General features: G+C 52.2%; 14 protein-coding genes and 2 tRNA genes. 6 read left to right on the top strand and 10 right to left on the bottom strand.

Annotated features, from left to right (window positions below; translation table 11 throughout):
* Positions 1-64: 64 nt before the first annotated feature.
* On the bottom strand, positions 65-757 hold the full coding sequence (locus IB222_RS08930; protein ID WP_148361819.1) for a phosphohydrolase: 693 nt from the start codon (positions 755-757) through the stop codon (positions 65-67).
* Between the two features lie 440 nt (positions 758-1197).
* Here IB222_RS08930 and ompC point away from each other — a divergent pair, with 440 nt between their 5' ends.
* Entirely contained in the window at positions 1198-2385 is a 1188-nt protein-coding gene (gene ompC, locus IB222_RS08925; protein ID WP_148361818.1) for a porin OmpC, read from the top strand.
* A gap of 169 nt (positions 2386-2554) precedes the next feature.
* Here ompC and IB222_RS08920 read toward each other — a convergent pair.
* Positions 2555-2644, bottom strand: a tRNA-Ser gene (locus IB222_RS08920).
* A 93-nt stretch (positions 2645-2737) separates the two neighbouring features.
* Between IB222_RS08920 and mtfA the strand changes: the two genes are divergently transcribed.
* From mtfA to IB222_RS08895, 5 genes are all read left to right on the top strand, one after another.
* Positions 2738-3502: a DgsA anti-repressor MtfA gene (mtfA, locus tag IB222_RS08915; protein WP_126317759.1), complete on the top strand. Its 765-nt coding sequence runs from the start codon at positions 2738-2740 to the stop codon at positions 3500-3502.
* Between the two features lie 132 nt (positions 3503-3634).
* Positions 3635-3710: transfer RNA gene (locus IB222_RS08910), tRNA-Asn, on the top strand.
* A 259-nt stretch (positions 3711-3969) separates the two neighbouring features.
* Positions 3970-5007, top strand: coding sequence for an extracellular solute-binding protein (locus IB222_RS08905; RefSeq protein WP_148361817.1), 1038 nt, complete (start codon positions 3970-3972; stop codon positions 5005-5007).
* Positions 4991-6679: an iron ABC transporter permease gene (locus IB222_RS08900; RefSeq protein ID WP_149384307.1), complete on the top strand. Its 1689-nt coding sequence runs from the start codon at positions 4991-4993 to the stop codon at positions 6677-6679. Before IB222_RS08905 ends, IB222_RS08900 begins: the two co-directional genes overlap by 17 nt.
* Before the next feature lie 10 nt (positions 6680-6689).
* Complete coding sequence (locus tag IB222_RS08895; RefSeq protein ID WP_149384308.1) at positions 6690-7373, top strand: ABC transporter ATP-binding protein; 684 nt, start codon at positions 6690-6692, stop codon at positions 7371-7373.
* 24 nt (positions 7374-7397) lie between these two features.
* Here the strand turns inward: IB222_RS08895 and ldtA are convergent, their stop codons facing one another.
* The 8 genes from ldtA to IB222_RS08855 form a co-directional block, all read right to left on the bottom strand.
* The gene (gene ldtA / locus IB222_RS08890; RefSeq protein ID WP_149384309.1) at positions 7398-8327 is read right to left on the bottom strand and encodes a L,D-transpeptidase; all 930 of its coding nucleotides are present in this window, start codon (positions 8325-8327) and stop codon (positions 7398-7400) included.
* Between the two features lie 127 nt (positions 8328-8454).
* Positions 8455-9519, bottom strand: a complete 1065-nt coding sequence (cobT, locus tag IB222_RS08885) for a nicotinate-nucleotide--dimethylbenzimidazole phosphoribosyltransferase (RefSeq protein WP_003834080.1) — start codon at positions 9517-9519, stop codon at positions 8455-8457.
* 24 nt (positions 9520-9543) lie between these two features.
* Complete coding sequence (cobS, locus tag IB222_RS08880; RefSeq protein WP_149384310.1) at positions 9544-10287, bottom strand: adenosylcobinamide-GDP ribazoletransferase; 744 nt, start codon at positions 10285-10287, stop codon at positions 9544-9546.
* On the bottom strand, positions 10284-10829 hold the full coding sequence (cobU, locus tag IB222_RS08875; RefSeq protein ID WP_003834083.1) for a bifunctional adenosylcobinamide kinase/adenosylcobinamide-phosphate guanylyltransferase: 546 nt from the start codon (positions 10827-10829) through the stop codon (positions 10284-10286). Before cobU ends, cobS begins: the two co-directional genes overlap by 4 nt.
* Entirely contained in the window at positions 10826-12346 is a 1521-nt protein-coding gene (locus tag IB222_RS08870) for a cobyric acid synthase (RefSeq protein ID WP_149384311.1), read from the bottom strand. Before IB222_RS08870 ends, cobU begins: the two co-directional genes overlap by 4 nt.
* Positions 12343-13158, bottom strand: coding sequence for an energy-coupling factor ABC transporter ATP-binding protein (locus IB222_RS08865; RefSeq protein WP_048224333.1), 816 nt, complete (start codon positions 13156-13158; stop codon positions 12343-12345). Before IB222_RS08865 ends, IB222_RS08870 begins: the two co-directional genes overlap by 4 nt.
* Positions 13159-13166: 8 nt before the next feature.
* Entirely contained in the window at positions 13167-13844 is a 678-nt protein-coding gene (locus tag IB222_RS08860) for an energy-coupling factor ABC transporter transmembrane protein (RefSeq protein ID WP_003834087.1), read from the bottom strand.
* Positions 13831-14112 (bottom strand): energy-coupling factor ABC transporter substrate-binding protein, encoded by a 282-nt coding sequence (locus IB222_RS08855; RefSeq protein ID WP_003030289.1) that lies wholly within the window; start codon positions 14110-14112, stop codon positions 13831-13833. Before IB222_RS08855 ends, IB222_RS08860 begins: the two co-directional genes overlap by 14 nt.
* Positions 14113-14114: the final 2 nt, after the last annotated feature.

Below are 14114 nucleotides of genomic sequence, written 5' to 3'. Positions count from 1 at the left end.
CAGAAATGGATAACCGACAGATTAACATAAATTAGCACGGTTGACGTTTCAGCCGTATTGACGACTAGCGCGCTTTAAAGGGTTGAATCGCGTCAAGATCCAGCATTTCGTATTCTCCTTTTAACTCCGCACTCAGCTTCGCCATATACGTCAGTAAAAAATCCGCATTATGTTGTGCCAAATGCCGCCCTCGTTCGGTTTGCATCGTCAACGGCAACGTCAATAACTTGGTCTGGAAGTGATCGAGCGCGTACTGTTTATCGTCAAGGCTACGCTTGCGGGCAAACGGATCTTCCGCATCAAACAGCGCAACCCCTAACGCCCCTGAAACGGCAAATACGCGCGCTAAACCAATTGCACCCAGCGCCTCAAGCCGGTCTGCATCCTGCACGATTTTCGCTTCAAGGGTTTCTGGCGCGATTTTGGCGCTAAAACTGTGCGCCTCAATGGCATGACACACTGCCGATAACCGCTGTCGTGGAAAATCCGGAAAATCGCGCATCAAAACGCGACGTGTTTCCAGAGCTGCCAGTACCGACGAACGATAACGCTCAGGATGGTTCTTCGGCAGGCTGACGAGATCGTGGAAGTAGCATGCGGTCAGCACCACCAGCCAGTCCACGGGGGCATCTGTACCCAGCTTTTGCGCCGTCATCCACACACGTCGAAAGTGAAAGATGTCATGCGCAGCATCTTGTCCGGAATGGTTATCAGCTAACCAGGCTTCAAATCGCGACTGCCAGTCGTGCAGTTCCATGCTATCTCCCTTTGTAGAAAGAAAATCACCTTAGCAATAATTTTCATTGCAGACCACTGCCCGCCCCATTACATAATCATCTTTTATTATTGCACTAAAAATAAAATCCACATGAATTTATAAAGCCCACCACGCCAATATCGAAAAATAATTTATATGAATATTAAAAACAAACATCTAAAACAAATAAAATACACATAACAAATAAATAGATAAACACATATAACTAACTGATTAAAAACAATTGACATGGCGAATACCAATGTAACTAACACACACGCATAATTATATAAAGATGCAAAAGAAACATTTGGAATATTTTAAATATATTTGTTACATGTTATATTTTAAATTAAATGAACTTCATAGATAGTATCCAAATGTAGTCACTCGGATAGTACTACATATTCATTTTAATTATCATGCAAAGGGAATACATAATGAAAAGAAAAGTATTGGCACTGCTTCTCCCTGCTTTATTAGCTGCAGGCGCAGCAAATGCGGCTGAAATCTATAATAAGAACGGCAATAAACTGGATCTGTACGGTAAAGTCGATGGTCTGCGTTATTTCTCTGATAACCCTGGCGACGATGGCGATCAGACCTATGCCCGTCTGGGTTTTAAGGGCGAAACACAGATTAATGAGATGCTGACTGGCTATGGCCAGTGGGAATATAACATTAAGGCCAACACAGCTGAAGGTGAAGGCGCAAATTCTGCGACCCGTCTGGCCTTTGCCGGTTTAGGTTTTGGCCAAAACGGTACTTTCGACTACGGTCGTAACTATGGCGTGGTCTACGACATTGAAGCCTGGACCGATATGCTGCCGGAATTCGGTGGCGATAGCTACACCCAGACCGACGTCTATATGACTGGTCGTACCAACGGCGTGGCCACCTACCGCAATAATGGTTTCTTTGGCCAGGCTGATGGCCTGAACTTCGCCCTGCAATACCAGGGTAATAATGAAAGTGCAGGAGCAGGCGAAGGTACTGGTAACGGTGAGAACCGTAAATTATCTAGAGAGAACGGCGACGGTTTCGGCCTGTCAACCTCCTATGATTTCGACTTCGGTTTAAGCCTCGGGGCAGCATACTCCAGCTCTGACCGTTCAAATAACCAGGTTGCTAAAGGTTATCAAGATGGAATTAATCATCGCAACAGCTATGCAGGCGGTGAAACAGCAGATGCATGGACTGTTGGTGCGAAGTATGACGCGAACAACGTGTACCTGGCTGCTATGTACGCAGAAACCCGTAACATGACAGCATACGGTAGCGGAAAAAATGATGATGGCTCCGCGAAAGGCGGTATTGCCAACAAAACGCAGAATTTTGAAGTTGTTGCACAGTATCAGTTCGACTTCGGTCTGCGCCCTTCCATCGCTTACCTGCAATCTAAAGGTAGCGATTTAGGTGGTCAGGAAGTCAGTCGTGGTAACTGGCGTTATGTCGACAAAGACCTGGTAAAATATGTTGATGTGGGCATGACGTACTATTTCAACAAAAACATGTCCACCTATGTCGATTATAAAATCAACCTGCTGGACGAAGACGACAGCTTCTATGAAAGCAATGGTATCGCAACTGACGACATCGTTGCCGTTGGTTTAGTCTACCAGTTCTAATTGACGCAAAAACAAGCAAGCCCGCTTCATATGAAGCGGGCTTTTTATTTATACGAAACGTATTTTTTTATCACACGGGCATTACAACGATAAACTTGTGAGGATACTCAAAGAAAAAAACATCCATGAGAACTGTCGTTGAAAGCGAGGCGTGCAAGTGCTTGAATAGTGGCGGAGAGAGGGGGATTTGAACCCCCGGTAGAGTTGCCCCTACTCCGGTTTTCGAGACCGGTCCATTCAGCCGCTCTGGCATCTCTCCGTTTTGGCGGTTGCCATGATGCCAGGTAATTTGGCATTTTAACAGACCCCGTTCCGTCAATTTCGTTCAAGTGACGAGTTTGCGAGCAAAACGATGATTAAGTGGCCCTGGAAAGAGCAAGAAACAACCCGGAGTGACGACTGGCCGTGGGACGACGCCCTGGCTATTCCTCTTCTGGTGAATCTCACCGAGCAAGAACAAGCCAGGCTTATCGCCCTGGCCGAGCGCTTTTTACAGCAAAAAAGACTGGTAGCGCTTCAGGGGTTTGAACTTGACCCACTGAAAAGTGCGCGCATTGCGCTGCTTTTCTGTTTACCTGTTCTGGAATTAGGGATCGAGTGGCTCGACGGGTTTCATGAAGTTCTCATCTACCCTGCCCCGTTTGTCGTAGACGATGAATGGGAGGACGATATTGGGCTGGTGCATAATCAACGCGTTGTACAGTCCGGGCAGAGCTGGCAACAAGGTCCGATAATCCTTAACTGGCTCGACATTCAGGATTCTTTTGATGCCTCCGGCTTTAATCTGATCATCCATGAAGTGGCACATAAGCTTGATATGCGTAATGGCGACCGTGCCAGCGGTGTTCCGGCAATCCCCCTGCGCGATATCGCCAGTTGGGAGCACGACCTGCATGCCGCAATGAATAACATTCAGGATGAAATTGATCTGGTCGGTGAAACCGCGTGCAGTATAGATGCCTACGCAGCGACCGATCCTGCCGAATGCTTTGCCGTTCTATCGGAGTATTTCTTCAGTGCCCCTGAATTATTTGCACCACGTTTTCCGGCCTTATGGCAACGTTTCATTCAATTTTACCGCCAGAACCCCATGGAGCGGTTACGCGATACCCGCTAAGGTGGCCATTGTCGCTCACCAAATGTGCATTAACGCTGAATTTGAAGATTAATTAACCAATTGAAATGACGTGCTAATTTTACTGTTGACACCTCATGGTGAGGTCAGTAATATGCGCCTCGTTCACACGATTCCTCTGTAGTTCAGTCGGTAGAACGGCGGACTGTTAATCCGTATGTCACTGGTTCGAGTCCAGTCAGAGGAGCCATTTTTAAGAAGCCTGCTTAGGAAACTAAGCAGGCTTTTTGCTTTTCCGTTCGCTATAAAAACACTCTAATAAGCCCCCTGCCTGCTCTGCACCGCTGTTACATGCCACATCACAACGTTGATTAAAGTTATGTAAATGTAAATCGTTTAAACTTTGCAATTATTGTAAGTGCTAGTGATTATCATTTATTGTACGCGAGCCAAAGGAACGAGCCCCCGCTCGGTTCACTGTACGTTCCAATTACTCTGGGATATAAACGATGAATTCTCTGCCTCGCGCCGGACTGCGCCGTATCACACTTGCCTCTGCCCTGGTCTTCTCTGTTAGCCTACCGGCTTTCGCTCAGGAAACGTTAACGCTCTATACCACCCGTGAACCGGGTCTGATCCAGCCTTTGCTTGATAGCTGGACCAAAACCAGCGGCATCAAAGTCAGTACGGTCTATATCAAGGACGGTATGCTTGAGCGCGTTAAAGCTGAAGGTAAAAATTCACCTGCCGACCTGCTGATGACCGTCGATGCCGGTAACCTCATTGATTTAGTGGAAGCGGGTGTAACTCAGCCAGTAGAGTCTGAAGCACTGAAAACCGCTATTCCGGCTAATCTGCGCGGCGCAGATAATCAGTGGTTTGCGCTGTCGATGCGTGCCCGCGTGCTGTATGCCGAGAAGTCACTGCCAATCGATAACTGGCATTACGAACAACTCGCCAGCCCTGAGTACAAAGGTAAAGTCTGTATTCGTTCCGGACAGCACCCGTATAACACGGCGCTGATCGCCGCAATGATTGCTCATCACGGTGAAGCAAAGACCGAAGAATGGCTGCGCGGTGTGAAAGCTAACCTGGCGCGTAAAGCTACCGGTGGCGACCGCGATGTTGCTCGCGATATTCTCGGCGGAATTTGCGATATTGGTCTCGCCAACTCCTATTACGTCGGCCATATGAAAAACGCCAAAGAAGGCAGTGATGCACGTCAGTGGGGCGATGCGATTAAAGTCGTTAAACCCACCTTTGAAAATGGCGGTACACACGTCAACATCAGTGGCGCAGCTGTAGCCCGCTATGCGCCAAATAAAGCCGATGCCGTTAAGCTGATGGAATATCTGGTTTCCGCACCTGCCCAGCAGCAGTATGCGAAAGCGAACTTCGAATACCCGGTACTGAAAGGCGTGACGCTTGATCCGGTTATCAGCGCAACTATTGGTGAAATCAACGTCGATAAAACGCCGTTAACCGAAATCGTTAAATATCGTAAACAAGCTAGTCTGCTGGTAGATAAAGTTGGATTCGATCAATAAACCTCTGCAGTTTCCGACGTTACGCGGCCTGGTTTCCGGGCCGCAGTCATTATTAACGCCGCTACATCTTGGCGCGCTGTGCGTAGCGCTTGGCGTTCTGACACCGATCATTGCGCTGATTTGGCAGGCTACCCAGGCCGATTTATCTCACTGGGATAATCTCCTGACGTATGTACTGCCTGCCGCACTAAAAAATACCGTGCTGTTATTAGCCGGTGTCGCGGTGATGGTCGGTGTGATTGGCGTAGGCAGCGCATGGGCGGTAACGGCATGGGATTTTCCTGGACGTAAAATTCTTAGCTGGGCGTTACTGTTGCCGCTGGCAATGCCAACCTACATTGTGGCCTTTGCGTGGCTCGATCTGCTGCATCCGATTGGCCCCCTGCAAACCTTTATCCGTTTTTTACTGGGCTTTGACAGCCCAAGACAGTTCCGGCTGCCAGATTTACGCTCACTTTCCGGCGCAATCATCCTGCTCGGATTAGTGCTTTACCCATACGTGTATCTGACAACCCGCGCTATGTTTATCAGCCAGCCCGCCCATTTACTGGAAGCCGCACGCACGCTGGGATGCAGCGCAACCGGAACTTTTTTTCGTGTTGCTTTGCCCATGGCCCGTCCGGCACTGGCCGTTGGGATCAGCCTGGCACTGCTGGAAACGCTCAACGATATTGGCGCATCGGAGTTTCTCGGGGTACAGACGTTAACCGTTACCGTGTACACCACATGGATCTCGCGTTCTGATTTATCTGCTGCGGCGCAAATTGCCTGCATGATGCTGATGTTTATATTCCTGATTCTGACACTGGAATTTTATGGTCGCAGAAAACAAGGATTCAGCAGCCGCAGCCTGCGGGAAATTCAACCTTCGCGCGTGCAGGGCTGGCGCGGTTGGCTGCTCGGTGGCGTTATTTCACTGCCGGTTGTACTGGGTTTTCTGGCACCGGTACTGTTTTTAATGTGGGAAAGCGCCAAACGCATAGGCGATGAGAACCCCCTTTCCTCTTCGTTACTGTCAGCATTGCAAAATACGCTATCGCTGGCAGCGGGAACCACGCTGGTGGTGGTTTGTGTCAGTATGCTGGTGGCCTGGAGCGCGCGCCATAGCGCCGCAGACAACGCCATGCCGGGATTTCGTCGCGGCGTGATGCGTCTGGCCTCTTTAGGCTATGCGGTTCCCGGCACAATTCTGGCGATTGGTTTTTTACTCCCCGCCATGGCTGTCGACCGCTGGCTGGCCGATTTACTGGATGTTCGCGGTCTGCCGCTGATGTCCGCAGGGATCCTGCTGGTAATTTGTTGTGCCATGCGATTCCAGGCGATTGCCATTGGCGCGCTGGATTCTGGTCTGGGCCGCATTCCACCTTCGCTGGAACAGGCGTCTCGTCTGTTGGGCGAGAATGGTGCGGGGACGTTTGCACGAGTCCATTTTCCCCTGCTGCGCCCGGCATTAGTCAGCAGTGCCCTGCTGGTTTTTGCTGATGCCATGAAAGAGCTGCCAACAACGTTGCTTTTGCGCCCGGTCAATTTTGAAACGCTGGCAACGTTACTGTATGCGGAAGCCGCACGTGGAACCTATGAAGAAGGTGCTATCGCCGCGCTAATGATTGTTTTAGCTGGCACGCTACCGGTTATTTTGTTGGTGCGTCACCAAATGACTCGCCGTGGTTAAGAGAGCAACAATGTCAGAAATTGCATTACGACTCGAGGATGTACACGTTGCTTATGGCAACAGCCAGCAATCGGTACTGAGCGGATTTTCAATGTCGGTACGTAAAGGTGAAATTGCCTGTCTGCTGGGTGCTTCAGGCTGCGGGAAAACCACGGTACTACGCGCAGTTGCCGGATTTGAACGCCTGAAAAACGGAGAGATCTATGTGTCACAGCGCCGTGTTGCCGGTCCCGGCGTTCATCTGCCACCGGAAAAACGTCATGTCGGCATGGTCTTCCAGGAATATGCGTTATTCCCCCATCTGACTGCACAGCAAAATGTGGCCTTTGGATTGCGTCGCATGCCGCGTGAGGAACAACAGGCCAGAGTGACTGAGCTGTTGAAAATGGTGGAGTTACACAGCCATGCCAACCGCTATCCGCATGAGCTTTCCGGCGGGCAACAACAGCGTATCGCCCTTGCGCGCGCGTTGGCGCCACATCCGGAAATCCTGTTGCTGGATGAACCCTTCTCCAGCCTGGATAAGCGCACACGTGAGCGTCTTGGCAACGAGGTACGGGATATTTTGCGCGCCGCCGGGCAAACGGCGCTGTTGGTTACCCACAGTGAACACGAAGCCCAACTAATGGCTGACCATATTGGCGTGGTAAAAATGGGGCAGTATCAAATTAAAAAAGCGACCCATCCGACCTGAAGGTCAACAAAGTCGCCCTGAAAATTAAAAATGCTTCTGTACCAGGTTGATGTTCACCGGCATACCGGAACGTCTTTCCAACGCCTGGCTCCCGCGGCTCACATCCACGTCATTCCCGCTGATAAAGGTGCGCAAAGCGGGAGTGACTGGTAAAGGCACCTTTCTGTCAGACTCGCATTCCGAACGGTTTCGTGACAGCGGCTCATGTACTTCCACCCAGCGACTACCGTCCGGCTCTTCGCTGTATTTCACCGGTCGGTCAATTAATTGTACACGCGTCCCTACAGGCACCGTATCAAACAGGTACTTGATGTCATCATTCCGCAAACGGATGCACCCCTGACTTACCCGCAAACCAATACCGAAATTGGCATTTGTCCCGTGAATGGCATAAAGCCTGCCAATATAAATTGCATACAGGCCCATCGGATTTTCTGGCCCGGCAGGCACAAATGCTGGCAAGCTTTCCCCGCGTGCAGCGTATTCCCGTCGGGTATTTGGCGTCGGCGTCCAGCTTGGTGCTTCCTGCTTACGTTCGACCGCCGTCACCCAGTTACGCGGCGTTTCTCTACCCGCCTGACCAATGCCAATGGGTAAAACCTCAACCGTATTGCTGCCAGCAGGATAATAGTAAAGCCGCATCTCGGCGACGTTGATGACAATCCCCTCGCGCACGGTATCCGGAAGTATCAGTTGCTGCGGCACAACCAGCGTTGAACCCGATTTAGGCAGAAAAACATCGACGCCCGGATTGGCTTCAAGCATATTGCTCAACCCCTGCCCGTACTGAGCGGCAAATGCCTCCAGCGGCTTGGTGTTTCCTGGTGGAACCGTAATAGTCAAAGGACTACCCACCAGGCGACTCCCCTCTGGCGGCAGCGGATAACTCACCGCCTGTGCGCCCTGACTCGCAAGCAGCATAATGAGTGAACAAAGCAGTTTTACACGACGCATCTTTTTCCTTTCCTTCGTCGCAACAGATATCCGTTAAGTATAGCTTTTATTATCTGTTTTAGTGGGTTACGACATATCTGCGCATAAAAAAACCTCGCCATCAGGCGAGGTTCAGGTTGAGCGGTAACTACGCTTCCTTACCATCTGGAAGCACAATATTGCTGGCGGCTAACTGCCCCATATTTTTGTACATAGCGCAGGCAGCTTCAATAATCGGCATCGCCAGCGCGGCCCCGCTACCTTCACCTAAACGCATCCCCATATTCAGATAAGGATCTAATTCAAGATGCGCCAGCGCGGTGCGGGCACCCTTCTCAGCGGAGAAGTGTGACGGGATTAGGTAGGGTTTAATCTGCGGTGCAATCTGGCTGGCCGCCAGAGCAGCAGAATACGAAAGAAAACCATCCAGCACGACCGGCAGGCCACAGGAGGCCGCACCAAGCATCACCCCCGCCATACCGACAAGATCAAACCCGCCAACCTTAGCCAGCACATCGACACCGTCAAGGCGATCCGGTTGATTGACGGCAATTGCCCGGCGCACAACGTCTACCTTATTCCCCACCCGAGAAAGAGGGAGGTTAGCGCCAATACCCACGACTTCCTCAGCATCACTGCCGGTCAGCACACTGACAATGGCCGCCGCAGGTGTGGTATTTGCCATACCAAGCTCACCGACACCAAACAGCGTTACGCCGTCTTTTGCCAGTTCATGGGTATAGCGGATGACTTCCAGCAACAGCTCTTCTGCCTGCGAACGGCTCATTGCCGGACCTTCGGCTATATTGCCGCAGCCGCGTGCCACACGCATATTCACCACACCGGGAATAGGTTCAGCATCAATCCCAACATCTATCACATGGACCTTCGCCCCCGCCTGAGCGGCCAGGACGCAGACGCCGGTCGTTCCACGCGTCATATTGGCAGCCTGAATAGCCGTGACAACTTTAGGCGAAACGGCAACCCCTTCATCCCACACACCGTGATCGGCGCACATCACCAGCATCGCTTTGCCATTCACATGCGGCACACCCTTCAGGCCAGGCATCCCGGCCAATTGTACGGCGAGAGATTCGAGTCGCCCCAAACTTCCCGGCGGCTTAAGCAAGCCGTCGATATGCTGCTGTGCACGCAGCATCGCGGCACTGTCGGGTGATGGGATCGTGCGGAGTAAAGAGGTTAAAGTCTGCATAAGGGTTCCAGTATGTGGGCTGACTCAGAGCAGAGCCAGCAAGAAAATCAACTCGCCAAGTTCAATGGCAGCGCCCAGCGTATCGCCGGTTTGCCCACCCAACGTGCGTTTTAATAACTGCCCAAGAATAAAAATCGCCACTATTGTGACAACTAGCACTGCCACGCCGCGCATGCCGGGAAGTAGCACGGCGGCAAGGATCGCCGCTAATCCCAACGTAACGCAGGTTTGACGCCCGGTGACTTTGCCAATAAAAACGTTGCCCAGCCCTTCTTCGCGGGCATAGCGATGCCGATACATCAGCAACACCGCCGTTCCTCGCCCGGCGACACATGCAGCTGCCAGCGCGGCCAGCATCGGCGTGCCACGCAAAGCCAGTTCACTCACCACCAGCACCTTCGCCAGTAAAACGAAAATTAACGCCAGTCCACCGTGGGTGCCCAGACGACTGTCGCGCATGATTTCCAGCATCCGCTCGCGTCGGCGCGCCGAAAAAATGCCGTCACAGGTATCCGCCAGACCATCCAGATGAAATCCCCCGGTCAGCAACGCCAGCGTCAGCACCGCAAAAAGGGCCGCCAACGGAATACCGCACCAGGGCTGGAGCGCCATAAAGACCAGCCCCGTCAGCCCTCCCAACACGACGCCAATCAGGGGAAACATCACAATACCGCGGGAATAATGCTCGAAATCCAGTCCTTGCGACCAGCGAGCAGGAACGGGCAAGCGACTGATAAAAGAGAGCATTGCCCAGAACAACTTACTCATTTAATTTTGACTCCAATTCCTGATACCACCAGCCAGACCTCATCCGCTGCCGCCGCCAGTCGCTGGTTCACGCGTCCTGCAATATCACGAAAATGCCGCGCCAGACGGTTCTCCGGCACAATCCCCATTCCCACTTCGTTTGTGACCAACACGATCTTTGCCGGGCAGCGCTGACAGGCTGCGATCAGCGAACGGATTTCACCTTCGATAGACTGCTCCATCGCCGCGTAATCCCAGCTGTCCGGATCGCTTTCACCGCCCAGCGCAAACAGCAAGTTGGTCACCATCGTGGTGATGCATTCCAGCAGAATAGCTTCCTGAGGATCGTTCATGTCCGTGATCAGTTCATCAAGATGTTGCCAACGTTCGGCTGTCCGCCAGTGCGCAGGACGTCCATCGCGATGATGCTGAATTCGCGCAGCCATCTCCTCATCAAAAATCTGCGAAGTCGCAATATACAAAACGTTTGGGGAATCAGCGATCAGCGCTTCCGCATGCCGACTCTTACCGCTTCGCGCGCCGCCAGTAACCAGAATCATCATACTGGCTCCCGGTGTTGCTGCATGATGGTATAAATTTTCTCAATATCGATGTGTTGCCGCATCGCATCCGCCAGCAGATCAAACTGCTGCGATTTATATTGCGCGTAATGGAAGGTGGAATCCAGCGGAGCTAACCCTTTACGTTCTCGCAGGCCATTGATCAACGCTCGGGTGAAATCATCGCTGTCGAAAAGACCGTGAAGATAGGTGCCGAACGCCAGGCCATCCGGAGTGACCGCGCCGTCAGCAACGTTGCCGCCGTCTTTGTGCAACGTCATCACCGACCGGCATTCATCGGTTAATGCTGTTTCGCCCATATGAATTTCATAACCGCGAACGGATAACCCCGCCGTGCCCGCCAACCAGTCAGGAAGCGATGAGGACATTTTTCCCTCAACCAGGGTCGTGGTTTTGTGCTGGGCAAAATGGGTGACTGTATTGAGCAAGCCCAGCCCCGGCAGCGTACCGAGTCCCGACTCTACTTCATCAATGATGGTGTCACCGAGCATTTGATAGCCGCCGCAAATCCCCACCACCGGTACGTTATTACGATGTAATTGCACGACGCCATGTGCCATCCCGCTTTCACGCAGCCACACCAGATCGCCAAGGGTATTTTTACTACCCGGCAAAATCACCAGATCGGCCCCCGCCAACTCTTCAGGCTGACGAACATAGCGCACGCGCACATCCGGCTGCGCAGCAAGCGCATTAAAATCAGTAAAGTTAGATATGTGTGGAATTTGAACAACGGCGATGTCGATGTCGCGTTTGTCAGTGCGCAAATACTTGCCCTTTTGCAGCGCAACGCCATCTTCATCTTCCAGATCAACATCCAGCCATGGCATCACGCCCAGTACCGGAACACCGGTCAGCGCTTCAATTTGCTCGATACCAGAGTGCAGCAGCGTCACATCACCGCGAAACTTATTGATGATCACCCCTTTTACCCGCGCGCGTTCGTGATCGTGCAACAGCGCCAGCGTGCCGTAGATGGAAGCAAACACTCCGCCACGATCGATATCCGCCACCAAAACGACAGGGCACTGAGCCATCTCTGCCATACCCATATTGACGATATCGCGATCGCGCAGGTTAATCTCTGCCGGGCTCCCCGCACCTTCCAGCACCAGCACATCAAACTCCTGCGCCAGGCTGTTATAAACTGACAGGATCTGTTCCCGCAGACGTGGCTTGTACTCGTGGTAACTCACCGCGTCCATATTGGTCGCCACTTTGCCCATCAGCACCACCTGCGCTTTTCGATCGCTGGTCGGTTTAAGCAGCACCGGGTTCATACGCACATCTGGCGTAATACCTGCGGCTTCAGCCTGAAAAATTTGCGCGCGGCCCATTTCTTTTCCCTCTGGCGTAATGCCAGAGTTCAGCGCCATGTTCTGCGATTTGAACGGCGCGGTATGCAGTCCATCCTGATAAAAAATACGACACAGCCCGGCGACCAATACGCTTTTACCCACATCAGATGCCGTTCCCTGCAACATTATTGCCTGCGTCATGACGCCTCCTTCAGTGCGTTCTCTCGCATACAGCTAAAAAATTCAGCCTCTGTTTTACACAGCGGGAAGCCCAGCTCGGTATGCAGCTTCACCAGCCAGGGCTGAGTTAATCCCGCTTGTTCAATAAGATCCGTACGGGCGAAAACGTCGCCTGGCGCGCCGTGCGTGAGCACTTCGCCCCGGCGTAAAACGTACACCGCATCGCTGACTTCATAGATAAGATCGATATCATGGCTGGAAATTACGACGTGATTTCCTTGCGCTACGATGCGTTTGATAATCTCAATCATCTGCGTGCGGCCTGATGGGTCAAGACCAGCAGTAGGTTCATCCAGCAGCAAATACTGCGCCTGCAACACCAACGCCCCGGCAATCGCTACGCGTTTTTTTTGCCCATGGCTTAAACACTGAATGGGCTGATGGCGAAAATGCTGGGCGTCGACCAGCGTAAGCGCATCTTCCACGCGGCGAGCGATTTCAGCTTCATCCACCCCAAGATTGCGCAGGCTAAAGGCGATATCGCTGTCGATATCGGTATAAAAGATTTGCTGATCGGGGTCCTGAAATACCGTTGCCACCTGTTGACGCAGCGCCAGCAGGCCGCGCTTGCTGTAATCCAGCGGTTTGCCCTGCCACATCACCGCCCCTTGCTGTGGGCGCAATAAGCCACTCAGGTTCATAAACAGCGTGGATTTCCCGCAACCATTAGCGCCTACCAGCCCGGTGACGGCATGCGTAGAAAAATCCAGCGTTAGCCCTTTGAGGATCGGGTCATCCTGATAGCGAAACCAAAGCGCTGAGGTGGCAAGCATACTTTTCCTTACAGGTGAAAATCACCCTGATACAGTTTGATATCCAGTGTGGTGGTCATTTGCTGGTAGCGGATCAACACGCGGGTAAACAGCAATCCCACCAGCATTGCCAGAGAGCGGTAGCCCAACGGCAAGCTACGATAACCAAAACGCAGCGTTTGTGCGCGATGAATAGCCAGCGCCTCGTCTAACAGGATAAAAATAAACCGCCAGGTCAGCAGGATCTGCTCAGTTAGCAGGCGAGGAACATGCGCGCGTTTGAGTAAGATAATTAATTGCGGAAACGGCAGATTCAGCACCAGCCAGAAAGTTGCCGCCAGCGCGGCAAGGCTGCGCCAGAAGGTTTCATTGGCGGTTACCAGACCTGGTGCGCTGATCCCCAACCAGTAACTTCCCACAGGTATGCTGGCCAACAGCGTCTGTGGATCGCGGCTGATGCTAAACAAAATGGTCACCACGCCAACCGTGAGAAAACCAAACGGTAATGCCATCCAACGGCACCAGCGCCAGAAGGAAATACGCAGCAGCCAGCAGCTCAGCGCGGCAATAAGTAAAAGCTCAATACCCTGCCCCAATGGGGGCAGAGTAAACGCCAGAATCATCATCACCAGCCAGAGCAGAAATTTCCGCACCGGCGAGACATGAACCCAACGGCTTTGATAGCTAAGCCTGTCAAGCCCTGTCATCACGGCGTTGCCTGCCCTTGGTATAACCCAGGATGTAGAAAATCACGGCTGCGCCCAGCGATCCCTGGAGCGTAAACAGCAGACTTTCAATTTCACCGCTTGCAGGTTCATACAACGGCTGGAACCAGGGTTCATAATGCGGGGCAATAGCCTGAATCTGACTTTCCGCCTCACCGTCTGAACCGCCGTACTCCCCACCGTGGTTGATAAAGAACGGCAGGATCACCAGCGCCACTACCATGCCCAATATAATCAGCGTCTTTTTCATCG

The sequence above is a fragment of the Citrobacter sp. C13 genome (assembly GCF_014596815.2).
GTDB lineage: Bacteria > Pseudomonadota > Gammaproteobacteria > Enterobacterales > Enterobacteriaceae > Citrobacter > Citrobacter portucalensis.
Note: the sequence above shows the minus strand (reverse complement) of the source record. Positions and strands in the feature narration are given on the sequence as shown.